This is a genomic window from Actinomadura syzygii, from assembly GCF_008085905.1.
GTDB lineage: Bacteria > Actinomycetota > Actinomycetes > Streptosporangiales > Streptosporangiaceae > Spirillospora > Spirillospora syzygii.
Genome location: NZ_VSFF01000023.1, coordinates 1 through 22,938, shown reverse-complemented (window position 1 = coordinate 22,938; position 22,938 = coordinate 1). Strand labels below are relative to the sequence as shown.

General features: G+C 69.3%; 18 protein-coding genes and 1 pseudogene. 9 read left to right on the top strand and 10 right to left on the bottom strand.

What is annotated here, in order from left to right:
* Window positions 1-120: 120 nt before the first annotated feature.
* Genes clpB through dnaK form a run of 5 tightly spaced genes read right to left on the bottom strand, consistent with a single transcriptional unit; the run spans window position 121 to window position 6,464 of the window.
* Window positions 121-2,736, bottom strand: a complete 2,616-nt coding sequence (gene clpB, locus FXF65_RS42855) for an ATP-dependent chaperone ClpB (RefSeq protein ID WP_148356233.1) — start codon at window positions 2,734-2,736, stop codon at window positions 121-123.
* Complete coding sequence (locus tag FXF65_RS42850) at window positions 2,718-3,062, bottom strand: chaperone modulator CbpM (protein WP_148356232.1); 345 nt, start codon at window positions 3,060-3,062, stop codon at window positions 2,718-2,720. The genes clpB and FXF65_RS42850 overlap by 19 nt, the downstream gene beginning before the upstream one ends.
* Complete coding sequence (locus FXF65_RS42845) at window positions 3,062-4,009, bottom strand: DnaJ C-terminal domain-containing protein (protein ID WP_148356231.1); 948 nt, start codon at window positions 4,007-4,009, stop codon at window positions 3,062-3,064. The genes FXF65_RS42850 and FXF65_RS42845 overlap by 1 nt, the downstream gene beginning before the upstream one ends.
* A 3-nt stretch (window positions 4,010-4,012) precedes the next feature.
* Complete coding sequence (locus FXF65_RS42840) at window positions 4,013-4,618, bottom strand: nucleotide exchange factor GrpE (RefSeq protein WP_148356230.1); 606 nt, start codon at window positions 4,616-4,618, stop codon at window positions 4,013-4,015.
* Window positions 4,587-6,464 carry a molecular chaperone DnaK gene (gene dnaK, locus FXF65_RS42835; protein ID WP_148356229.1) on the bottom strand — a complete coding sequence of 626 codons (1,878 nt, stop codon included), beginning with the start codon at window positions 6,462-6,464 and terminating at the stop codon, window positions 4,587-4,589. Before dnaK ends, FXF65_RS42840 begins: the two co-directional genes overlap by 32 nt.
* A gap of 348 nt (window positions 6,465-6,812) precedes the next feature.
* Between dnaK and FXF65_RS42830 the strand changes: the two genes are divergently transcribed.
* The 5 genes from FXF65_RS42830 to FXF65_RS42810 all read left to right on the top strand — a co-directional run bounded on the left by FXF65_RS42830 (window position 6,813) and on the right by FXF65_RS42810 (window position 13,878).
* Window positions 6,813-7,262: a DUF1931 family protein gene (locus tag FXF65_RS42830; RefSeq protein ID WP_148356228.1), complete on the top strand. Its 450-nt coding sequence runs from the start codon at window positions 6,813-6,815 to the stop codon at window positions 7,260-7,262.
* Between the two features lie 131 nt (window positions 7,263-7,393).
* Window positions 7,394-10,243 (top strand): LuxR C-terminal-related transcriptional regulator, encoded by a 2,850-nt coding sequence (locus tag FXF65_RS42825; RefSeq protein WP_148356227.1) that lies wholly within the window; start codon window positions 7,394-7,396, stop codon window positions 10,241-10,243.
* A 342-nt stretch (window positions 10,244-10,585) separates the two neighbouring features.
* Window positions 10,586-11,038 carry a thioredoxin gene (gene trxA / locus FXF65_RS42820; RefSeq protein ID WP_246199504.1) on the top strand — a complete coding sequence of 151 codons (453 nt, stop codon included), beginning with the start codon at window positions 10,586-10,588 and terminating at the stop codon, window positions 11,036-11,038.
* Window positions 11,022-12,614, top strand: coding sequence for an FAD-dependent oxidoreductase (locus tag FXF65_RS42815; RefSeq protein ID WP_148356226.1), 1,593 nt, complete (start codon window positions 11,022-11,024; stop codon window positions 12,612-12,614). The genes trxA and FXF65_RS42815 overlap by 17 nt, the downstream gene beginning before the upstream one ends.
* A gap of 19 nt (window positions 12,615-12,633) precedes the next feature.
* Window positions 12,634-13,878 (top strand): FUSC family protein, encoded by a 1,245-nt coding sequence (locus FXF65_RS42810; protein WP_148356225.1) that lies wholly within the window; start codon window positions 12,634-12,636, stop codon window positions 13,876-13,878.
* A 505-nt stretch (window positions 13,879-14,383) separates the two neighbouring features.
* On the opposite strand, the gene FXF65_RS42800 is transcribed toward FXF65_RS42810, so the two are convergent.
* The 4 genes and pseudogenes from FXF65_RS42800 to FXF65_RS42785 form a co-directional block, all read right to left on the bottom strand.
* Complete coding sequence (locus FXF65_RS42800) at window positions 14,384-15,322, bottom strand: DMT family transporter (protein ID WP_148356224.1); 939 nt, start codon at window positions 15,320-15,322, stop codon at window positions 14,384-14,386.
* Between the two features lie 81 nt (window positions 15,323-15,403).
* The gene (locus tag FXF65_RS42795; protein ID WP_246199509.1) at window positions 15,404-16,225 is read right to left on the bottom strand and encodes a Gfo/Idh/MocA family protein; all 822 of its coding nucleotides are present in this window, start codon (window positions 16,223-16,225) and stop codon (window positions 15,404-15,406) included.
* Between the two features lie 27 nt (window positions 16,226-16,252).
* Window positions 16,253-16,545, bottom strand: a pseudogene (locus tag FXF65_RS45715) (Gfo/Idh/MocA family protein); the annotation flags it as partial.
* A 41-nt stretch (window positions 16,546-16,586) separates the two neighbouring features.
* Window positions 16,587-17,804 (bottom strand): DegT/DnrJ/EryC1/StrS family aminotransferase, encoded by a 1,218-nt coding sequence (locus tag FXF65_RS42785; protein ID WP_148356222.1) that lies wholly within the window; start codon window positions 17,802-17,804, stop codon window positions 16,587-16,589.
* Window positions 17,805-17,950: 146 nt separating this feature from the next.
* Between FXF65_RS42785 and FXF65_RS42780 the strand changes: the two genes are divergently transcribed.
* From FXF65_RS42780 to FXF65_RS42770, 4 genes are all read left to right on the top strand, one after another.
* Complete coding sequence (locus tag FXF65_RS42780; RefSeq protein ID WP_148356221.1) at window positions 17,951-18,763, top strand: phosphatase PAP2 family protein; 813 nt, start codon at window positions 17,951-17,953, stop codon at window positions 18,761-18,763.
* A 265-nt stretch (window positions 18,764-19,028) separates the two neighbouring features.
* Window positions 19,029-19,640 carry a CASTOR/POLLUX-related putative ion channel gene (locus FXF65_RS45710; protein WP_246199503.1) on the top strand — a complete coding sequence of 204 codons (612 nt, stop codon included), beginning with the start codon at window positions 19,029-19,031 and terminating at the stop codon, window positions 19,638-19,640.
* Window positions 19,622-19,945: a hypothetical protein gene (locus FXF65_RS45705; protein WP_246199502.1), complete on the top strand. Its 324-nt coding sequence runs from the start codon at window positions 19,622-19,624 to the stop codon at window positions 19,943-19,945. Before FXF65_RS45710 ends, FXF65_RS45705 begins: the two co-directional genes overlap by 19 nt.
* An 82-nt stretch (window positions 19,946-20,027) precedes the next feature.
* Window positions 20,028-20,324: a hypothetical protein gene (locus tag FXF65_RS42770; protein WP_148356220.1), complete on the top strand. Its 297-nt coding sequence runs from the start codon at window positions 20,028-20,030 to the stop codon at window positions 20,322-20,324.
* Window positions 20,325-20,357: 33 nt separating this feature from the next.
* Here FXF65_RS42770 and FXF65_RS42765 read toward each other — a convergent pair whose 3' ends face one another.
* Window positions 20,358-21,503 carry a sporulation protein gene (locus FXF65_RS42765; protein WP_148356219.1) on the bottom strand — a complete coding sequence of 382 codons (1,146 nt, stop codon included), beginning with the start codon at window positions 21,501-21,503 and terminating at the stop codon, window positions 20,358-20,360.
* Window positions 21,504-22,938: the final 1,435 nt, after the last annotated feature.

Genomic DNA, 22,938 nt, shown 5'->3' with positions numbered 1-22,938 from the left:
CTCACCGCATCAAGGCTTTGGCCGAGGCCGAACTCCGTCTCCCGACCCAGGAAGTAGCCGTCGTCGGCTGGAAACCGGGTCAGGACCGCCGCGCCGGGCGGATCGGCGCGCCCAGGGCCGTCACTCCGGGTTCTCGTAGCGGACGTTCAGCTGCTCGTTCGCGACGGTGATGTGGATGGTCGCGCCGTCCCGGACATCGCCCGCGATGAGCGCGCGGCCGATGCGGGTCTCGACCTCGCGGGCGATGAAGCGGCGGAGCGGGCGGGCGCCGTACACCGGGTCGAAGCCCTGCTCGGCGATCAGTTGCCGGGCGTCCTCGTCGATCGACAGGTGCATCTGGCGGTCGGCGAGCCGGGCGCGGAGGTCGTTGAACATCAGGTCGACCACCTGTTCGATCTGCGGGAGCGTGAGCGGCTTGAACAGGACGATGTCGTCGACCCGGTTGAGGAACTCGGGACGGAAGTGGCGGCGCAACTCGCCCATCACCCGGTCGCGGGCGTCCGCGTCGATGTCGCCCTCCGAGGTGACGCCCTGCAGTAGATGCTCCGATCCGATGTTGGACGTCATGATGATGACGGTGTTGCGGAAGTCGACGGTGCGGCCTTGCGCGTCGGTCAGGCGGCCGTCGTCGAGCACTTGGAGCAGCGTGTTGAAGACGTCGCCGTGCGCTTTCTCGATCTCGTCGAACAGCACGACCGAGTAGGGCTTGCGCCGGACGGTCTCGGTGAGCTGGCCGCCCTCCTCGTATCCCACATAGCCGGGGGGCGCGCCGACCAGTCGGCTGACGGTGTGCCGCTCCTGATATTCGCTCATGTCGATGCGGACCATGTTCTCCTCGGTGTCGAACAGGGCTGCGGCGAGGGTACGGGCCAGTTCGGTCTTGCCGACGCCGGTGGGGCCGAGGAAGACGAAAGAGCCGATGGGGCGGCGCGGGTCCTTGATGCCCGAGCGGGCCCGGATGATGGCGTCGGACACCAGTTGGACGGCCTCGTCCTGCCCGACCACGCGCTCGTGCAGGACCTTGTCGAGCCTGAGCAGTTTGTCCCGCTCGCCCTCCTGAAGGCGGCTCACCGGGATGCCGGTCCAGCGGGACACGATCACCGCGATCTCCTCTTCGGTGACGACCTCGCGTAGCAGTCGGCCGCCGTTCTGCTTGGCGGCCAGCCGCTCCTCCTCGGCGCGCAGCCGCCGCTCCAGCTCAGGCAGCCGGCCGTGCCGCAGTTCCGCGGCATGGTTGAGGTCGTAGTCGCGCTCGGCCCGATCGGCCTCCTGCCGGACCTGTTCGATCTCCTGACGCAGCGTCTGCACCTTACGGAGCGCCTGGCGCTCGGCCTCCCACTGGGCGCGCATGGAGTCGGCCTCGGCGCGCAGTTCGGTCAGTTCCTTGCGGAGTTTCTCCAGGCGGGCCTTGCTCGCGGTGTCCTCCTCCTTGGACAGCGCGGCCTCCTCGATTTCCAGCCGCATGACGCGGCGGGTGAGCTCGTCCAGCGGCGCGGGCAGGGAGTCGATCTCGGTGCGCAGCATGGCGCACGCTTCGTCGACCAGGTCGATGGCCTTGTCGGGCAGGAACCGGTCGGAGATGTAGCGGTGGCTGAGCGTCACGGCGGCGACCAGGGCGGCGTCCTGGATCTTCACGCCGTGGAAGACCTCAAGGCGTTCGCGGAGGCCGCGCAGGATGGAGACGGTGTCCTCCACGGTGGGCTCGTTGACCAGGACGGGCTGGAAGCGCCGTTCCAGGGCCGCGTCCTTTTCGACGTGCTTGCGGTACTCCTCCACCGTCGTCGCGCCGATCATGTGGAGTTCGCCGCGGGCGAGCATCGGCTTGAGCATGTTGCCGGCGTCCATGGCACCTTCGGTGGCGCCTGCGCCGACGACGTTGTGCAGCTCGTCGACGAACAAAAGGATCTGGCCCTCGGCCGCCTTGACCTCGTTGAGCACGGCGGTGAGGCGTTCCTCGAACTCACCCCGGTACTTGGCGCCCGCGACGAGCGAGCCCACGTCCAGATTGAAGATCGTCTTGTTGCGGAGGCCCTCGGGGACGTCGCCGTCGGTGATACGCCGGGCGAGTCCTTCGACGATGGCGGTCTTGCCGACGCCGGGGTCGCCGATCAGCACCGGATTGTTCTTGGACTTGCGGGACAGGATCTGGACGACTCGACGGATCTCGGCGTCCCGGCCGATGACGGGGTCGAGTTTGCCTGCCGCGGCGTCGGCCACCAGATCCCGGCCGTACTTCTCCAGCGCCTCGTAGGCGACCTCGGGCATGGCGGACGTCACTCGCTGGTTGCCGCGGATTCGGGTGAGGGCCTCCAGGAAGGAGTCCCTGGTAATGCCCTGACGGTTCAGCAGCCGGCCCGCGGCCGTCGCCGAGCCCTCCTCCAGCAGCGCGATGACCAGGTGCTCCACGGAGACATAGTCGTCCTTCAGCCGTTCGGCCTCCTGCTGGGCGGCGTCGAGCAGGCGGGAGAGCCGCTGAGTCACCAGCACCTTGCCCGGCTCGGTCCCCGGACCGCTCACGCTGGGGCGGTTCGCCAACTCGGCCTCCAGGGCCTCGCGCAACCGCGCCGGATCGGCCTTCGCCTCGCTGATCAGCCGCGGGACCAGTCCGTCGGCCTGGTCGAGCAGGGCGAGGAGCAGGTGCTCGCCGTCCACTTCGATGTGCCCGAAGCGCAGGGCCTTGGTCTGGGCGTCGTGCAGGGCCTCCTGCGATTTCTGGGTCAGGCGGTTGGGGTCCACGTTCGGCCTCCGGTGTGGTGTTGGATACGTAGTTCCCGCTCGAGTTCGGCGATGCGGTCGAGTAGGTCGACCACGAGTCCCAGCGCGGCGTAGTTGAGGCAGAGCCCCGTCCGCAGGCGTTCGAGGCGTGCGTACGCGGCGACTTGCGCGGGCGGGAACCAGAGTCGGCCGGAGCGGTCGCGTTCGGGGTCGAGCAGCCCGAGACGCACCAGTCGGCGTGCCAGATCGGGATGGATTCCGGCGGCCTCAGCGAAGGCGTCGAGGTCCATCCGCCGGGGACGGTTCGGGATGATGGCGTAGACCGTGCCGGGCAGCAGATGTTCCATCACGATCTCCTCGGATCGAACGGTGACGCCGAGGCGAGCTCTTCGAGCAGCCGGCGTTCTGTTTCGGACGGCTCGGGCGGCACCACGATCCGGACCTCGGCGAACAGGTCGCCCGGGGCGCCGCGGGGGTTGGGCAACCCGCGGCCGCGCAGCCGGAGCCGCCGCCCGCTGGACGTGCCGGGGGGCACCTTCACCTTCGCCTCGCCGCCGGGCGTCCGCAGTCCCACCGTCGTGCCGAGGGCGGCCTCCCACGGAGCGAGCGGCAGGTCGGTGTACACGTCGCGCCCTTCGACGCGATAGCGGGGATGCGGGGCGATCCGCACCACCAGGTAGAGGTCTCCAGTGGTGTCGCCCCTCCCGCCCTGCCCGGCCAGCCGGATCCGCTGGCCGTCGGTCACACCGGCGGGAACGGTGACGTCCAGGTTCTGCCGGCCTTCTGGACGTTCGAGGGTGATGGTGCGTCTGGTCCCTCGGTAGGCCTCCTCGACGCTGATCTCGATCTCGGTCTCCTGGTCGGCGCCGCGCGACGGCGACCAGGCGGACCAGCGGCCGCCGCCCCGCCGACGGCCGCCGAAGATCCCGCCGAACAACTCCTCCACGTCGATGTCCTCCCCGAACCCGCCGGTGTAGACGCCGCCCGTGGTGGCGTAGGGGCCGGCGGCGCCGCCGGCGGCGGCACCCGCGCGGGAGCGCGCCCACATGTCCGGGTCGACGTCCTCCGGAACCCGCCGGAAGTCGGGTCCGAAGGCGTCATAGCGGCGGCGCTGTTCTGGATCGGACAGGATGGCGTAAGCCTCGGAGACGTCCTTGAACGTCTCCTCGGCATCGGGGTCCTTGTTGATGTCGGGGTGATGGGCACGGGCGAGCTTGCGGTAGGCCCGCTGAATCTCGTCCTGGTCGGCGTCCCGGGAGACCCCGAGCGCGGCGTACGGATCTTGGACGGTCATCGGTCACCCGGCCTTGGCCGACACCGACACCAGCGCCGGACGCAACTGGTTCTCGTCGTCGCCGTAGCCCGGCTGGTGCACCTCGACCACTGTGCCGGGCGGAACGTCGGGGTCGGTGCGCACGGCGACCGCCGAGTGCCGGGCCGGGTCGAACGGGACCCCCAGGTCTTCGCGGCGCGGGTAGCCGAGGTCGCGCAACGTCGCCACGGCCCGGTCCCGGACGCTGCGAACGCCCTCGATGACGCTGGCCGGGTCGGACTCGGCGTGCTGGAGGGCGCGTTCGAGGTCGTCGAGAACCGGTAGCCACGCCGCGGTGACCTCGGCCCGCTGAGCGCGGCGCTGCGTCTCCAGTTCGCGCGTCATGCGCTTGCGCAGGTTGTCGAGATCGGCGAGTGCCCGCCGCCACAGGTCCTCGAGTTCTTCGACCCGCGCCCTGAGCCGTTCGACCTCGCCGTGGTCCCGGCCGGCCGCCTCGGCGCCCCTCTCCTGCTCGGCCCTCTCCTGCTCGGCCCTCTCTTGCTCGGCGCGCTCGGGCTGCTCGATTGGCCGGCCCTGGTCGGCCGACTCCCGGCGCTGCTCAGTCCGTCGTGAATTCGGCGTCGATGACATCCTCGTCCGAGCCTTCCGTCGTGGCCCCAGCGGGACGCTCGCCCGCGCCCGCTCCGGTGGTCGTTCCCAAGCCGTGCAGGATCTGCTGGAGTTCGGAGGTGAGCGTGCGCAGCCGGTCCAGCGGCGCCTCCTCCTTGATGGCCTGCCGGGCGTCCTCGATGAGCCCCTCGGCCCGCGCCCTCTCATGCACGGGCACCGTGTCACCGAGTTCGCCGAGCCGGTGTTCGACCTGGTAGATGGCCGAGTCCAGCTCGTTGCGCGCGTCGACCTGCGCGCGCAGCCGGGCGTCCTCCTGCCGGTTCTGCTCCGCATCGGCGATCATGCGCTCGACCTCGCTCTCGTCGAGGTTCGAACTCTGGCTGATCGTGATGCGCTGTTCGGCGCCGGTGTCCTTGTCGCGCGCGGAGACGTTGAGGAGGCCGTTGGCGTCGATGTCGAACGTCACCTCGATCTGCGGTTCGCCGCGCGGCGCGGGCCGGATGTTCTCCAGCCGGAAGCGGCCGAGCACCCGGTTGTCGGCGGCCCGTTCCCGTTCACCCTGCAGGACCACGATGTCGACCGCGTTCTGGTTGTCCTCGGCGGTGCTGAACGTTTCGGTGCGGCGGGCGGGGATGGTCGTGTTCCGCTCGATGATCTTGGTCATCACCCCGCCCATGGTCTCCACACCGAGCGACAGGGGCGTGACGTCGAGGAGCAGGACGTCCTTGACCTCGCCCTTGAGGACGCCGGCCTGGATCGCCGCGCCCAGCGCCACGACCTCGTCGGGATTGACCGACATGTTGGGGTCCTTGCCGCCGGTCAGCCTGCGGACGAGGCTCTGCACGGCGGGGATCCGGGTGGACCCGCCGACCATGATGACCTCGTCGACGTCGTCGGCGGTGACCTTGGCATCGCTCATCGCCCGTTCCGCCGGGCCGACGCAGCGCTCGATCAGGTCCGCGGTGATCTGCTCGAACGTGGAGCGCATCAGCGAGGCGTTCAGATGTTTCGGGCCACTTGCGTCCGCGGTGATGAACGGCAGGCTGATCTGTGTCTGGGTCACGGAGGACAGTTCGACCTTGGCCTTCTCGGCGGCCTCGAACAGTCGCTGCAGGGCCTGGGGATCCGCGCGAAGATCGATCCCGTTCTCCCGCTGGAACTCGTCGGCGAGGTGATCGACGATCCGGCGGTCGAAGTCATCGCCGCCGAGATGGCCGTCACCGGAGGTGGCGCGGACCTCCACCACGTCGTCACCGATGCTCAGGAGGCTGACGTCGAACGTGCCGCCGCCCAGGTCGAACACCAGGACGGTCTCGTTGGTCTTCTTGTCCAGGCCGTAGGCCAGTGCCGCCGCCGTGGGCTCGTTGATGATGCGCAGGACTTCGAGCCCGGCGATCTTCCCCGCGTCGCTGGTGGCGTGCCGCTGGGCGTCGTTGAAGTAGGCGGGCACGGTGATGACCGCCTCGGTGACCTTCTCCCCGAGCGTTTTTCCGGCGTCGTCCACCAGCTTGCGCAGCACCAGCGCCGAGATCTCCTCCGGCGCGTACTGCTTGCCGCGTACGTCGAAGCGTGCCGTCCCGTCGGGCCCGGCGACCACGTCGAAGGAGACCGCGTCCTTCTCGGTCTCGATCTCGTCGTAGTGTCGCCCGATGAAGCGCTTCGCCGAGGTGATGGTGCCCTTCGGATTCAGGATCGCCTGCCGCCGGGCCAATTGCCCTACCAGCCTTTCCCCCTGTTCGGTGAAGGCCACCACCGACGGGGTCGTCCGTGCCCCCTCCGCGTTGGGGACGACCCGGGGCTCACCGCCTTCGGTCACCGCGATGACTGAGTTGGTGGTGCCGAGGTCGATGCCGACTGCTTTGGCCATCAGGTTCCCTCCGATGGTTCTCACCGGCCACTGCGGTGAGATGGCGTGCGCCGTTGCCGAAGATGGCAACGCCTTCGTGATCGAGGCTGCGTCACCAGGTGATCGGGCGCATCCACCGACCGTGTAGGTCCGTGGTTGGCCCCAACCGCGGGGCGTCCGTGAACTCACCGTGGACGCGAGGCAACCCGGCGGGCGGGCACGCAGGCCGAACACCCGACTGGCCCGGACGCACCGCCTTGCCGCGCGGGGCCGGCCCTACTAGATCTGACGATGTGACGATCCGCACGAGCGGGAAAGCTGCAAGGGACCCTTTTCCTCTGGGCAGGTGACGACAGGCGAGGTGGCTGCATGACTGTGATGGGAATCAGCAGGTTTGAGCGCTTCTTCAGAGTGGCCGGCGGGCTGGATGTCGATAAGAGCGATTTGCGGCGGTACCACGAGTTCCTGGATGCCAAGTTGTACGACCTGCTCCTCATCGGACAGGCCAAGGCGAAGGCGGCCGGGCGCGACATCATCGAGCCGTTCGACCTGCCGATCACGAAGGGCCTGCAGGAGAGCATCCACCGGTTCCGCCGGCTGGACGAGGAGATCGAGATCGAGCCGATTCTGAAGTTGCTGGCCAGGCGCCCACCGCTGGATCTCGCGCTCAGCGACATCACCGATGAGAAACTCTCCGAGATCGCGGGCGGCCTGTCCCACGCGCTGTCACAGGCCTTCAGGATCATGTATCCGGACCGGCGCAACCCGCAGACCACGCAGTGGGAAGGAGTCCAGCGGATCTTCGATTTGCTCTTGTGACGGGACCGCTGCGTCTACCGGCCCTGGCAATTGGCCCGCCTTTGCCGAATTTTGGTCTGTGACGGGGCAAGAAGGGGCCTGCGGCGTTGACGCTCGCGTATCGTTCCGGGCATTTGGGGCACGTTCCCGGTATGGATGGGAGGCCGCCGACGGGGGGCGCGACCTTTGGTCGCCAACGAGAACAGGCGAGCATCGACGAGTTGCTGACGCGCGTCGACGGCCCGAGGGTCATGCTCGTCGAGGGGGAGCCCGGCATCGGGCGGACCAGGCTGCTCGCCGAGGCCACAAGAGCGGCCGCCAGGGGAGGCTTCGCGGTGGTCGCCGACCCGGCCCCCGAGTTGCGTCGGCCCGCGGCTCTGGAGTTGTTGCTGTCGGTGCTCGACGAGCCCGGCTCGGATCTGCCCTCGGCCGACGACCAGGACCAGCCGGCCGAACGGCTGCGGGCCGCGCTGGAGCGGCGGGCCCGCACCACCTCGCTGCTGGTCGTGCTGGACGACCTCGAATGGGCCGATCCCGCTACGGTCCTCGCGCTTCGGACGCTGCCGCTCTGGCTGGCGTCGTCTCCCGTTCGCTGGATCCTCGCACGCCGCACCGGGGCCGGTGGCAGCGGGCTTGACCGGCTGTTCCTCCGGTTGCAGATGGCCGGCGCGGTCCTGGTCCAGCTCCGCCCCCTCTCAGGTGAGGCAGTCTCCGATCTGGCCACCGCCGCTTTGGGGGCGCGCCCAGACTCTGACCTGCTCGGGCTCGCGGACCAGGCGGGCGGCAATCCATTACTGCTTCTCGAGCTGATGAACGGTCTGCGCGACGAGGGCGGGGTGGTGATCTCCCGCGGCCACGCCCGCCTCGTCACTTCCCGGCTTCCGGAGCGGGTCCGCATCGCCGTCCAAGACCGGCTGGACGATCTGGATCCGGCGGCCCGGCGGCTCCTCGAGGTCGCGGCGATGCTGGGGGCCGCGTTCCACCCACTGGTCGCCGCCGACCTGCTCGGCATCACTCCCGCCGGATTGCTGCCGTCCCTGGAGGCGATACTGGCCACCGGGTTGCTGACCGTGCATGAGGAAGCTCTGGCGTTCCGGCACGACGTGGTGCGCGAATCGGTCATTGCTAATATTCCCGGCCCCGTCCGGCAGGCGCTGCACGTCCAGATCGGTAGGACGCTGCTGGAGCACGGCGGCCGGGTGCAGGCCGCGGCGTCCCATCTCATGGCGGGGGCGGTCCCGGGCGTCCCGGAGATCCTCCCAAGCCTGGACCAAGCGAGCGCGGAGATGCTCGACACCCACCCGGCGGTAGCAGCCGAGTTGATCCGCCGGGCGCTCGACCTCACCGAGCTCGCCGACCCGCAATGGTTCGCGCGCACGATGGCGGCGATGCGCGCCCTCGTCGCCGCCGGTGACCTGATCGGGGCCGCGGAACTCGCGGAGGCCGCGCTCGACCACTGCGCCTCCGGGCCGTCCACCGCCGAACTGCTGACCACGCTGTCCTTCGTGTTGGTGCCGATGGGTCAGGCCGCCAGGGCGTCGGACACGGCCAGGGCGGTACTGGGCATGCCGGATCTGCCTGACGCGATGCGCGACCGCGCTGACCTCGCCCTCCTGCAGGCCGAGACCGGGCTGCCCGAGAGCGCAGGCGTACCGGACCGGGCCAGAGCGATCGTCAATGCGGGTACCGAGCCCAGCCGGGCCCTGATGTCCGGGGCGCTCATCGTCCTCGCGCTGAACGACTGGGACGAGGGCGAACTGGATGGCGCGCTCGACCTCGCACGGACCGGCGTGCGGCAGGCGTCCAACGACGGTGTGCCGGATTGCCGGCTCCACCCGGGCCTGGTCTTGGCCGCGTTGCTGGTGGACGTCAGGCTCTTGAACGCGGCGCGGCGGACGATGGCGCTGGGGACCGGCGGGGCCGATGGGATCGGGCGGGACGGCTGGGCTGCCGGACCGGCGATCGTGCGATCACGCATCGAGCTCGCCGAGGGGCGCCCGGGGGAGGCGATCCGCGAGGCGAGGGCGGCTTTGGAGGCGGCCGACGCGGTCGGCGCGCACCTGCTGGGCGCATCCGCCCGGTCCGCGCTGTCCGTCGCGGCGCTGCGCTCCGGAGATCTCGAGACGGCCGCCGAGCACGCCCTCGGCCGAGAGAACGCGGGCGCGCCCACGCCTCCCCCCTTCGACCTGGCCCGAAGCGAGCTGATCCGGGCGCAGGTCATCGAGGCGCGCGACGGGCCGCGGGCCGCCATGACCCGGGTGAGCCGGCTCCTCGACGGCCTGGCGGAGCACAACCGGGCGCTGATCTGTGATCCGACCGCGGCGGCCTGGCTGGTCCGGACGGCGGTCGCGGCGGGTGAGACCGGACCGGCCGAGAAGGCCGCCGTGGCGGCCGTCCGGCTCGCCGACATGAACCCGGGGGTGCCCAGCCTGGCCGCCGCCGCCGCGCACGCACGCGGGCTGCTGCACGGCGATCCGGACCTATTGCGACACGCAGCCGCAGATCACGCCGACCGCTGGGCGTGCGCCTCCGCCTACGAGGATCTCGGCATGCTGCTGGGCGGACTGGACGGCCCGCGCGGTCAGACGATCCAGTGGTTCGACGAGGCTCTCTCCCGCTACGCGTCGGCCGGCTCCGAGCGGGACGCGGCCCGGATCCGAGGACGCCTGCGGCGGATGGGGGAACGCCGCCGGCACTGGACACAGCGCGACCGGCCGGCGACCGGCTGGGCGAGCCTCACCGGGACCGAGCAGCGCATCTGCGGATTTGTCGCCCAAGGGCTCACCAACCGGCGCATCGCCGATCAGCTGTTCGTGAGCGCCCACACCGTCGCGTTCCACCTGCGGCAGGTCTTCCGCAAACTGGGCGTCCGTTCGCGCGTCGAACTGGCTCGGCAGGTCCTCGAACATTCCGACGACCGTCCCGACGGGCGTTCCAAGAAGGATTCCGACCGCACGGAGATCGAGCCGCCCCCGGCCTACCGACGCCCTCGACGGGAATGAGCAGACGCGACATCCGGGAAGTCGGTTGGTCGGAAGCCGGGCGTCCCAGACCTGTCAACTCTGAGGATGCGCCGCTCCAGCCGGACGGGCACCGTCCCATTTAGGGAACGTCCAACGAGGGGATCAGATCATGGCACTGTCCAGGAGTCGCCGTCCCGGAGACACGATGCACTCCCCGAGGCCGCGAGCGTTCGACCCTCTCTACGAGCAGATGGAACAGCTGGTCAACGCGGCCTTCATCGGTGCCACCACGGAGATGCCCTGGGCGCCCGCAGCCGACGTGAGCGAGACCGACGACGCCTACGTGATGAGGCCGGTTCGAGTACCGCGTGTACCTGTCCGGTGACATCGTTCCTGAGCGGGGGGCCGATGATCGTCCGCTGCGAGCACTGCGGCACGAAGAACCGCGTGCCGTCCGCCGCCGACGGCACCCCGGTCTGCGGCAACTGTCACCGGCCGCTCCCGTGGATCGCGGACGCCGGAGACGAGAACTTCACCGAGGTCGCCGAGCGCTCCTCGGTACCGGTCATCGTCGACCTGTGGGCGACCTGGTGCGCGCCGTGCCGCACGGTCAGCCCGGTACTGGAGCGCATCGCCCGCGAGATGGCCGGGCGGCTGAAGCTCGTGAAGATCGACATTGACCGGGCGCCGAAGACCCGGGAGCGCTTCGCCGTACGTGCCGTTCCCACGTTGCTGCTGATGCGTGACGGGAAGGTGCTCGACCAGAGAGCGGGCGCCGTACCTGCTGGTCCGCTCCGAACCTGGGTGGAGGAAGCTCTTGGAAGAGACACCTGATCTGTACGGCGCCTACCCCCGACTCGACTGGGAGCAGATCGGGCTGGTCGCCGCATACGGGGAACGACGCCCGACCCGCCGTGGCGATGTTCTCTTCTCGGAAGGGGACCGCGATCACGACTTCTTCCTGATCCTGGCAGGGACGGTGGCGATACTGGACAAGGGCGAGGTCATCCACGTGCACGGTTCGAGACGCTTCCTGGGCGAAGTGGGCCTGCTGGCAGGTCAGCCCACCTTCCTCACAGCCCGCGTCACCGAGCCTGGCGAGGTGATCGCCGTGCCGCCCCGGCGGCTACGTGAGCTGGCCTACCGCGAACCCTGGTTCGGTGACCTCGTCCTGCGCGCATTCCTCATCCGCCGCTCCCTGCTCATCGAGCAGGGCGCCGGGCTGCGGATCATCGGCTCGCGGTTCTCTCCCCGCTCCCGGCGCCTGCGCGACTTCGCCGCGCGCAACCGTCTGCCGCACCGATGGATCGACGTCGAGGACGATGAGGACGCCGAATCGCTGCTCAGGGCACTCGGCGTCCCGGCGTCGCAGACACCCGTAGTGATCCTCAACGGGGAGCGGGTGCTGCGCAATCCGGAGGACGACGAACTCCCACGGCTGCTCGGGCTGCCACCACCGGCACCCGCCTCCTCGGCGTATGACCTGCTCATCATCGGCGCGGGCCCGGCCGGGCTGGCCGCGGCCGTGTACGGCTCCTCGGAGGGCCTGGACACGATGGTCGTCGACGCCATCGCCACCGGAGGCCAGGCCGGCACGTCGTCCAAGATCGAGAACTACCTCGGTTTCCCCGCCGGCGTCTCGGGTCCGGAGTTGACCGATCGGGCGCTCATCCAAGCAGAGAAGTTCGGGGCGAAGGTCCACGTGCCCGGCGACGTCACGGGACTGCGGCCGGGCAACGGCCGGTACACCGTCGACCTCGGCGGAGGCAGGGAGCTGTCGGGCCGCACTGTCCTCATCGCGACCGGTGCCCGGTATCGCCGACTGGACGTCCCACATCTGGACGACTTCGACGGCGCCGGGTTGTACTTCGCGGCGACCCAGGTTGAGGCGCTGCAGTGCAGGCGCGTGCCGGTGGCCATCGTCGGCGGCGGCAACTCGGCAGGTCAGGCGGCCATGTTCCTGGCCCGGCACGCCACACGCGTGCTGCTCTTCGTCCGTGGGGCGGAGCTTGGCGAGAACATGTCGCGCTACCTCATCGACCGGATCGAGCGCTGCCCCGAGATCGAGGTGTTCCTGCGCACGGAGATCCGAGAAGTGCACGGACACGATCATCTGGAGGAGGTTCTCGCGGAGAACAACCGGACCGGTGAAATCCGCCGAGTCGAGGTGCGCGCATTGTTCGTCTTCATCGGAGCCGACCCTTGTGTCGACTGGTTGCCGAGCACGGTCGCACTCGATGACAAGGGATACGTGCTCACCGGCGGCCCTCAGGCCCTGCCGCTGGAGACCAGCCTGCCCGGCGTGCTGGCCGCCGGTGACGTGCGGAGCGGTTCGATCAAGCGCGTCGCTTCGGCGGTGGGGGAGGGGGCGATGGCCGTCCGCCTGGCGTTCGCGCGCCTGAACCGATGACCGGCTGTGAGGGCGCGAGATGAGCGGTAACCGGCAGATGCGCGCGGCCGCCGACGCTGTCCTCACGCCGGTGCGAGCGCGCGTGGGGCTGAGGAGGCTGCGTATGCAGCCTACGGCGATCGTGATCGCCCGCCTCGCCGTGACAGCGGTCCTTTCCTTCCAACTCGCGTCATGGCTGCCCGGCACCAGCCCAAGGCCCATACTCGCCCCTCTGACCGCAATTCTCGTCGTCCAAGTCACGCTGTACCAGACCATTCACCATGTCTGGCAGCGCGTCGTCAGCGTCGTAGTCGGCGTGCTGGTCGCGGCACTGCTGTCGAGCCTGGTGGGATTCAGTTGGTGGAGCCTGAGCCTCGCCATCACGGCCGCGCTGGTCTGCGGATTCGTCATGCGGCTCGGCAACTACACCCTCGAGGTGCCGATCAGCGCCATGCTCATCCTGTCCCTCGAAAACGGCGCCGCGGCCGAGGGACGGATCGTGGAGACCCTCGTCGGCGCGCTCACCGGCCTGATCACCGGGATCTTGACCTCGCCCGTCAAGATCCAAGCGGCAGAGGATGCCTTAGAGGGCCTCAGCGGCACCATGGCCCGGCACCTCCACGACATCGCCGAAGCGGTGGAGAAACGCCCTGAGCCACGCACATTTAACGGATTGCTCTTCCAAGCCCGCTCCCTCGGCCGGCAAGTCCAACGCGTGGACGGCGAACTTCTCCAGGCCGAGGAGAGCATTCGACTCAACCCGCAAGGGGTCGGAATGCTGCGGGCAACCGTGGCGCTGCGGGAGACCTTGGCCGCACTGGAACACTGCGGTATCACCATCCGCGGCCTCGCACGCTGCCTCGCCGACCACGCGAACGAGCCTGAGCAGGAGCGCGAGGACCCCCTGTCCAAAAGCGACACTCGAAGCCGACTGGCCGCGACCATCGGGCACCTGGCTTTGGCGATGAGCACCTACGGGCGAATGCGCCGCCAGCAGTTCGCCACAGGAACCACCGATCTCGAGGACCCACTCGCCTACCATCTGAACGCCGCGCGCGTGGAGCGCCTTAATCTGACCGAGATGTTGCGGGCCGACAGCCCTGACTGGCCGCTCCATGGTGAGCTCCTCGTTCACCTCGACCGTCTGAGAACCGAACTGGAGTCCGGCCGACGGATTCGAACGGAAGGTCGCACGAATCGCCGACTGCGCATTCCCAAACCGTCTACGTCCGCCACCCTCAGCCCGATCCGACGGCGAACCGACCTACGCCGAGCACGCTCCTGACCAGCACTCGCCGCCCGACTGGTTGCCGAGGAGTCGTTGCTCGGGTGGGTGACCGTCCGGGCCGCCTCCCACAGGTCCCCGTCGGGGAGCGTGGGCAGTTCGGCCAGCTCGTACGCCCGTGCCTGGAGGACCGCTTCCGGGGACGACGAGAGTGAGGCGACCATGCCGGTGAGGATGACGTCGCAGAGTTCGGCGTGGACGTCCTGCCAGGCGAACCGTCCCGACGGGTCGGTGCCGGTGACGTGCTCCAGAGCTTCGGTGACCTCGCCGAGTTCCTCGCACAACTTGAGGGCGCGGAGCATCCGCGCGGTGTCTCCGCCGGCAGTGCTGTGAGTGAGCTCAGCCAGTTGGCTCTGACGCGCTTGTCCGGCTTGGTCGTGGAGATGGCGAGGGGGACATGACGCTCAGGCGCTGATCCGGCGCGTCCGTCAGCTCTGGGATGACCCGGCCATGCGCCTGTGGGCAGCCGCATGGGTGGTCACGGTGCCGCCGCGGCGGACCACCCTCACGGCTTGTGGAGGGATACCGGGTGGACTTTGATCCGGTCGGGTGCGGCGGTCGCGACGGTGTCGGCGGGCGCTGGTGAGGGCGTTGCGGCGGTGCGGGTCCCGGCGAGGCGGTGGACGCCGGAGGCCATCGCGGCGGCTCCGGCCAGCATGAGCACCGCTCGCGGGACGGTGACGTCGAGGTGTTCGTGGAAGGCGGTCAGGCCGATGAGCAGGGCCGTCAGCGGCTCGCTCAGGGTGATCGCGGTCAGCGGGGCGGTGAGCGAGCCGGTCAGGAAGGCGTTCTGGTTGAGCAGCAGGGCCGCGGCGGCGCAGGCGAGGTAGGCGTAGGGCGCCCAGTTCGTCACGAGCGCGACCGGGTCGTCGAAGGTCCCGGCGCCCGCCTTGAGCACGGCGGCGGTAAGCCCGAACGCGATGCCGGTGGCGGTGCCGAGCGCGGCGCCCGCGGCGTCGGGGCGGCGTCGGGCCGCGGCCAGGCAGCCGATGATCGTCAGCGCGCACGCTCCCGCCACGGCGCCCATCGTGGTCGCCGTGGGTGTGTGGTCGCCTGCGGCGGGCTCGGCGACGATCATGAAGACCGTCAGGCCGCTGGTGGCCAGCAGGGCGGCCCCGAGGGTGCGGCGGTCGGCGCGGTCGCCGCCGAGCCGGGGTTCGAGCACGACGCACAGAGCCAGGCCGATCATCAGCAGCGGCTGCACGAGGGACAGCGGCGCGGCGCGCAGGGCCAGTGCCTGCAGGACGACGCCGAGGACGGCGGCCAGCCGCCCGCCCAGCCACAGCGGCCGCCGTGCCAGGCGAGCCAGCAGGCGCGGGTCCAGCGTGCGTGGCGCCCGGGCGACGCGGCGGGCCTCCCGGTGCGCGGCGTGATGCTGCAGGGCGGCGCTGAGCGCGAAACAGCCACCGGACGCGACGGCGATCAGGGCGGCCAAGCCGGTCACGAGACCACCCTCGTGACCGGGCCGCACTGCCCGCTGGCTTTCCCGGCGCGCCCGGTCATGACGCCGCTTCGTGCTCGCGCCTCATCCTCCACCGTCCGTCAGTGGCACGGCCGTCCGCCCGTCGTCAGGCCGAGGATACGCACCGTTTCCGGCCTGGCCGTCTTGCCTCCGCGCCAGGACTTCGGGCGGGTGGATCCCGCGCGGCGGCTGGGGGACCGCCGCACCTCCGCGGGTCAGCGGCGGCAGGGCCTCCACCGGCACGCTCCGCCCCGTCTCGAACGAGCGCCGGGCGGCGAGCGCGATGTGCAGGGCCGTCCGAGCGTCCTCCACTCCCGGCGAGGCCGGCGTCCCGTCGGCGATGGACGCCGCGAACGCCTCGACGGAGTTGCGGTAGGCGTCGCCGAACACGTCGAAGACGGAGGCCCCGTCCCGGGTCGACGGCCGGACCAGCACCGCCTCGCCGCGTTCGCGGCCGAACTGCACCATGCCCTCGGTGCCGACGACCTCCATCGCGATGTCGTAGCCGTAGGTGGCGTAGCGGCTCCACTCGGTCAGTGCCATCGTGTCGCCGTCGAAGTGCAGGGTGGTCGAGCAGGTGTCGATGTCGCCCTTGTCCCGCAGGCCCTTGTGGACCAGCGCCGCGCCGGTCGCGGTGACGGCGCGCACCTCGCGTCCGAGCAGGAACCGGGCGGCGTCGAAGTCGTGGATCGCGCAGTTGAGGAACAGCCCGCCGTTGCGGTCGAGGCCCCAGTTCGCCGGGTTGGAGGCGTCGGGATCGCGTCCGTGCGTCTTGAACAGGACGGGTTCGCCGATGCCGCCGGAGTCGATGATCCGCTTGGCGTGCCGGTAGCGGGAGTCCCAGCGGCGCTGGAAACCGATCTGGAACGGCGCGCCCGCGTCCACGACCTCCTGGAGCACCTCGTCGGTGTCCTGGAGGGTCAGGCAGACGGGCTTCTCCACGAAGATCGCCTTGCCCGCGCGGGCGGCGGCCAGGATGTGCCGGCGTGCGCCTGCGTGCTGGAGGCGATGACGACGCCGTCGAACGGCATGGCGAGGAAGCCGTCGAGGTCGGTGGCGACCGGGACGCCGTGCTCGGCGGCGGCCGCCGCCAGCGCGGCGGGTTCGGTGTCGCACACGGCGGCGAGTTCGGTGTCCGGGCAGGCGGCGATGTGCCGGGCGTGGACGGCGCCGAGTCTGCCGTGCCCGATCAGGCCGAGCCGCACCGGCCGGGACACGGGCGTGGCCGGGGCGGCGCCGGGCGCGCTCACGCGGCCGCCGTGCAGGCGGCGGTGAACCGCTCGGCGACCGAGGTGATCTCGGCGTCCGAGGAGTTGATGTTGATGCCGAACCCGGCGCCGATGCCGGTGTCGACGACCCCGACGCTGATGTTGACGGCGCGGCCGAGGATGTCGTCGGTGCGCGGCAGGTCGCCGGGCTGGGCGTACCGGGCCGGCTCCGACCAGCCTGGCACGGGGGTCTTGTGCTCGACGATCTGGTCCATCAGCCCGTACACGTGCCAGCCGGATGCGGCCACGGTGCGCACGCCGAGGCGCTCGGCCACCGCTTCGGCGTGCGAACGGTCGTCGAACAGGTAGGTCAGCAGCGAGCCGCAGTCCCCGGCCGGGTCGTTGAGCACCCGGGCGCGCACGCCGGGCAGGTCGGGGATGCGCCCTCGCAGAGTCGCCTTCTTCTCCCGCAGGGTCGCGACGATCTGGTCCACCTTGCGCAGTTGGGCGAGCGCGACGGCACCGGTCAGCTCGTTCATCTTGAAGTTGAGCCCGATCAGGCTGCGGGCGTGACCGGCCATCTTGCCGCCGCTCCGCAGCGGGATGTGGCCCTGGTCGTGCAGGGCGAACGCCCGCTCGTAGAGCCCCTGATCGTCGGTGACCACAATGCCCCCGTCGCCGGCCGTCATCATCTTGTACCGGTTGAACGAGAACGCGCCGAGGGCCCCGAAGGACCCGAGTGCCCGGCCCTCGTAGGAGCCGCCGCCGGCCTGGCAGGCGTCCTCGATCAGGACGAGGTCGTGATCCTCGACGATCTTGAGGATCGAGCGCATGTCGCACGGGTTGCCCAGCATGTGCACGACGAGCACGGCCCGGGTGCGCGGGGTGATCTTGCGGCGCAGGTCCTCGGGGTCCATCGTCAGCGACTCGTCGACCTCGACCAGGACCGGCACCGCGCGGGCGTGCACGACGGCGCCCATGGTCGCGACGTAGGTGAAGCCCGGGACCAGGACCTCGTCGCCGGGACCGATGCCCGCGGCGAGCAGCGAGATGAGCAGGGCGCCGGTCCCCGAACTCGTCGCCACGGCGTGCGCGACGCCGCAGTGCGCGGCGAACTCGCGTTCCAGGCTGTGGACCTTCTGGGTGAAGCCGGGGTCGTCGCCGGAACCGTACCGGGAAAGGTGCCCGCCTCTGAGGACGTCCTCGACCTCGCGCCTCTCCTCGTCGCCGAACACATAAGCCCCTGGACCTGCCATGGAGCGCCTCCGCATCCTCCAATGACCATGATCCACAAGATTTTACTGATCTTTCGCAAAGTTTACTGATCTTTCAGTGGGAAGTGAGGCGGCGCTTCTCCGCGCATGCTAGGGCGCGTGTCGCGGGCCCGGCGTAAGATCATCTCGTGACGTCCGATGACGACGCGGGCGCGCCGGTCGGCCCGATGCCGTCGCCGCGCTCCTGGGCGACCTGGCGGCACGCCCTGCGGCACGGGCTGATCCTCGCCGCGCTCTGGATGGTCTACACCCTCGGCCGGGCGGTCGCCGGGCGGCACATCGGCCGCGCGTTCGCGAACTCCGACGACGTCTGGCACGTCGAGCGGTGGCTGCGTATCCCGAGCGAGGCGTCGTTGCAGCGGTGGGCGCTGCAGTGGGAGCCCGGAATCCGCGCGGCGGATCTCTACTACAAGTACGTCCACCTCACCGACTTCGTGATCATCTGCGCCTGGCTGCTGCTGTGGCACCCGGAGCGCTTCGGCTGGTTCCGCCGGGTGATCGTCCTCATCACCGGCCTGGAGCTCGTGGGACACTTCGTCTACCCGCTGGCGCCGCCGCGGATGCGCCCCGACCTTGGGATGACCGACACCGCGCAGGTCTTCGGCCACGCCGTGTACGGCGGCTCGTACGAGAACCACGGCCTGTTCAACCAGTACGCCGCCATGCCCTCGATGCACGTCGGATGGTCGTTCCTCTTCGCGATCACGGTCGTGGCGATCGCGCGCAGCCGGTGGCGGTGGATCATCGTGGCGCACCCGCTGCTGATGACCTACACCGTCGTGGTGACCGGCAACCACTACTGGCTGGACGGCATCATCGGCTTGATCATCCTGGCCCTGGGACTGGGGCTCTTCCGCGGCGACAGCCCATGGCGCGTCCGGTCCCGCCGACACGCCCCCGACGACCCGAGCGATGACCCGAGCTCGTCGAGGCCAACCTGAGCGAGCGCCGCTCCTGCGTGGCGATCCTGGCCGACCGCGACAAGGTCGAAATGGAGGACGCTATCCGCGCCCGCCTCGGCGACACCGGCCCGGATGGTCTGCCGCCGCGGCAACCCGCTCAAGGTCGCCGACCTCGGCCTGGTCAGCCCGGACACCTCCTGCTCCATCATGGTCATCTCGCCGCCGGTCGCCGACCCCGACACCGACGTGATCAAGGTCCTGCCGTCACTGGGCGCGCGGACCTGGAAATGGACGTCGGCCACACGTGGTCGGCGCCGTGCACAACACCGCCAGCCTGCCCGCGGCGCGGCTGGCCGGCGGCCCGCTCGCCCGCGTCATCGACGCCGACGACATCGCCATCCGCCTCATCGTCCAGTCACACCGCCAGTCCGGCCTGTCCACCGTCTACACCGACCTGCTGGACTTCGAGGGCCACGAGTTCCATATCCGCCCCGAACCGTCCCTGACCGGCACCACCTACGGCCAGGCGCTGAACGCCTATGAACTCGGCATCCCGGTCGGCCTCTGGCACGCCGACGGCACGGTGACGATGAACCCGGCCATGGAAACCGTCATCGCCACCGGCGACGACCTGCTGGACGACTTCGTCGAACCCGGCTCCCGCCTGGACATCGCCGCCTTGGGCCAGGACCCGCGCGACGCCCTGCCGCGGCTGACCAATCTCACCGTCGGCCACACGACTTGCGACAGCACCAACCGCACCCAGCTCGAAACCCTGGACGTCGGCTCCTGCAAGCACCTCATCGTCCTGTCCGACGAAGACCAGGACCCCGACCACGCCGACGCCCGTGCGACGCCAACCGGGAGATCGCCCAAGTCACCAAAGCCGACGACTTCGTGGTCAGCGACGAGCTGATCAGCCTGATGCTCACCCAGCTCAGCGAGAACCGACACCTGTTCCACGTTTTCGCCGACCTGCTCGACCCCACCGGCTCGGAGATCTACCTCAAACCCGCCTCCGACTACCTCAAGCCCGGCACGCCCGCCAACTTCGCCACCGTCATCGAAGCCGCCCGCCGCCGCGGCGAGACCGCGCTCGGCTACCGCCTCCGAACTTCCTTCCACACCCCCCCGTCCTATGGCGTGGTCCACAACCTTGACAAGTCCGCGCTGCTCAACTTCTCGGCTGCCGACCGCGTCATCGTCCTGGCCGAGAAATGACGGCCCTCCCGAGCAGAAGGCCGTCAACCTGGAAGCCGAAGACGCACAATCCAGCAGACGCCTTGCCCGGAGCGACGAGGAGATGGACGAAAACCGGCTATTGCGGCTGGGCGTGCAAATGGCCGAACTCGAAGCGCTGTACGCGCGCGTGCTTGAGGCCGCCGACCCGCACTCGGAACAGCACCGACTGGCCGCATTGGCCGAAGCGGCGACCAGATTCAGCGAGACCGCCCGCACCGCCGCCCACCACGAACAGATGCCGAGCCGCCACCCTGCAGCCCGGCGACCCGTACGCCGGACACGGCTGGAACGCCGGATCAGCCACACCCGGCGCACTACCGAATGGATCATCACGCGCGCCACGCAAAGCCCGCGCTGACCAACGAACGTCGCCGGTGGGCCGTGCCGCTGTCTAGTCCTCGCTCTCGAAAACCTCGCTGCCGAAGGATTGCGCGGAGTCCTCCTGCGTCTCCTCATAGGCATTCTGATACGCGGCCTCGTAGGCCTGTTCGTACGCGACCTGCTGATAAGCATCCTGGACGGCGTCATCGGCCGCATCGGCGAACACGTCACCGACCGACGGCTCCTCGTCATCCTGATCGTCACCGTCGAGCATTTCGTTGACGACGGCGCCCGCCACGAATCCGGCCGCCGCCCCGCCTACCACCCCAGCGGCCACTCCACCCCAGCCCGGTCCGTGCCCATTGGAGTGTTCACCGTGGTGACCGGCGTGGTGCCCGTATGCATCGTGCGGGACACGGTGCGCGAAGCCGTGGCCGCCATGCAGATGCCCGGCAACGGCTCCCAGCCATCTCTTCAACTCGTGTTCCCAGGCGGTGTGCAACGCCTCCTCGTGGGTGACGTGGAAACGACCGAAAACATCGTCGCCTTCGGAGAACATGTTTCCGCGCCGATCCGCCTCCAGGATCACCACCAAGCCGCCCGGATCGGTCACAAAAGTAAGCTCCACCTCGTTCACCTGGCCGCTGTACTGCGGCGGAGCGTAGAACTCGATCTCCTGGTAGAAGGGAAGCTCCTGATGGACACCGGCGACGCGGCCCTCCTCCACGTCGGCGTTCTTGAACCCGAACCCGAGGGCGCCGAATGCGTCCAGGACCCGCTGCTGGGAGGGCAGCGGACTCACCGAGATCGCGTCGAGATCGCCGGAGTCCACCGCTCCCGCGACCTCCAGTTCCGTGCTGACGCCCATCACCATCCCGTGAAGGTGCTGCCCGTACACCTCGGTCGCAGGCAGTTCCCACGGCAACGGCATCTGGAACGGGATGGCTTGACGCTGACCCGCCCCTAGGACGAACGCGCCTGTGATCGCGCCCCGGTAGAACTCGCGGATACCGCTGAACTCGTTGTCACTGTGCTCGTCCTCAGCGCGAGTTACCAGACTGAGCGCCACCTGGTGAATAACGACGTCCTGACCCCCGCCCGCTATCCGGACCTCACCGGCCAGATAGTCACCAGGCCGGGCCTGTGAGGTAGCAAGCACGGTCTCGACTGAAAGGCCGCCAACACCGAAGGCGCCAAATAGCCGTCTGAAGCCCATGAGTCCCTCTCTTCTGTTGTCGTCGCTACCGTCATGCGACGGACAGGGCGGACGCACATCGCTACTACACTTGTAGCAGCTCCAGGTGAAATCTAACCAGCAGACCGACTCGCGCGGAATACCTTCACCGCCCTGCGAGCACGGCCGTCCGGACGCGGCGGCCTCCCGCCACATCGTCCGAGCGGTGCTCACTGCGATCGTTGTCGTCTGCCCTCGCGCCAGGGTTAGTCCCGGTGCCGCGTCAAGTCGTGTGGTCGGTGTCAAGGGACTGGAGCCCGGACGTTCGCTTAGGACGTCAGAACCACCCGCCGAGCGGCCAAGACCTCGTTGTGATCGGGTCCGGATGCCCCTCTGGAGGCTTGAGTTCCGTCGTTGATGAGCCGTAAGGAGCGCATGTGTTCTATGACCTGTGACTGAAACGGGTCTGGAAAGGCGGCGAATCGGCTTACCTGCGAACGATGTTCATTCCTGGGTTGGCCTTCGTTGCGGACGACGCGCCGTAAAAGGAGCCGTCCCGGCGGGCGGAGTGGGAGATTGCTTTCGCTGTTGGGCGTTGTTCGGGGGCACTGGCTGGCACTCGAACAGCGCCACTATCTCGCGAAGGTGCTTGTCGGAGAACATGTACTTCCCCGCCAGTAGACAATGCGGGGTCTCCCGCAGACGTGCTTTCTCCCGCAGCCAACTTTCGGTCACCCCCTCCGCGATAAGGCGCGCCGCTTCCTTGACCGGATGCAGATGAAAAGGCGGCCGGCCCGAGCACGCGGGATAATCTTGCGGGTCCACGTCAACTCATCCGCAGCCCAACACCATGAGGGGAACCTGCTGGCGCTGCTCTGCCAGTCGCCGAAACAGTGTGTATCCTCGTTGGCTTTGTCTGCCTCTGTCGAGTGATCGACAACCCCGGGACGTCGCTCCGGACTAATGAGCGCCAGGCCCTCTGGCGAATCGTCTGACATGTGGACCTCCGGGCTAGCGTCGAAGTCCGATTTCCGTTGTCCTGACCTGCTCTCGGAATCGAGGTTAGCAAGGAGATTGTCAAACGCACTGTCACTGGACTCGCTTGTGGATGCCCGCAACCCACCTGAGCGTTCACGCTAGGAGGGGCAGGTTGTTGCAAACCGAGCACCGTTTATTAAGACAGTCGACTTCCGCTCCTGCGAAGGGGCGGCCTTCTCGTCTGGCTTCTTTCCCGGAGGAGGAAGGGGCGGCAGCCTGTGGCGGCGGGGCCTCTGCGGGGCCGGTGCCCGCTATAGGTGAATGTCCGGTCCACAGTGGGTCCACAGCGGGTCGCCATCAGCGGCATCCGGCGGCACTTGGCCGCCTACACCGTCTGATGGCTCCCGCATCTCTTCGGGCAGGTCAGCGGGTGTTTCCGCTGGTGATGGTGGTGCGCCCCCTGCAGGATTCGAACCTGCGCGCACGGCTCCGGAGGCCG

Excerpts from the sequence above, each read along its gene's own strand:
- dnaK (WP_148356229.1), bottom strand. The coding sequence starts at position 6,464 with ATGGCCAAAGCAGTCGGCATCGACCTCGGCACCACCAACTCAGTCATC.
- FXF65_RS42840 (WP_148356230.1), bottom strand. The coding sequence starts at position 4,618 with ATGTCATCGACGCCGAATTCACGACGGACTGAGCAGCGCCGGGAGTCG.
- FXF65_RS42830 (WP_148356228.1), top strand. The coding sequence starts at position 6,813 with ATGACTGTGATGGGAATCAGCAGGTTTGAGCGCTTCTTCAGAGTGGCC.
- FXF65_RS42765 (WP_148356219.1), bottom strand. The coding sequence starts at position 21,503 with ATGGGCTTCAGACGGCTATTTGGCGCCTTCGGTGTTGGCGGCCTTTCA.
- FXF65_RS42845 (WP_148356231.1), bottom strand. The coding sequence starts at position 4,009 with ATGACCGTCCAAGATCCGTACGCCGCGCTCGGGGTCTCCCGGGACGCC.
- FXF65_RS42770 (WP_148356220.1), top strand. The coding sequence starts at position 20,028 with ATGGACGAAAACCGGCTATTGCGGCTGGGCGTGCAAATGGCCGAACTC.
- FXF65_RS42785 (WP_148356222.1), bottom strand. The coding sequence starts at position 17,804 with ATGGCAGGTCCAGGGGCTTATGTGTTCGGCGACGAGGAGAGGCGCGAG.
- FXF65_RS42825 (WP_148356227.1), top strand. The coding sequence starts at position 7,394 with ATGGATGGGAGGCCGCCGACGGGGGGCGCGACCTTTGGTCGCCAACGA.
- FXF65_RS42810 (WP_148356225.1), top strand. The coding sequence starts at position 12,634 with ATGAGCGGTAACCGGCAGATGCGCGCGGCCGCCGACGCTGTCCTCACG.
- FXF65_RS42850 (WP_148356232.1), bottom strand. The coding sequence starts at position 3,062 with ATGGAACATCTGCTGCCCGGCACGGTCTACGCCATCATCCCGAACCGT.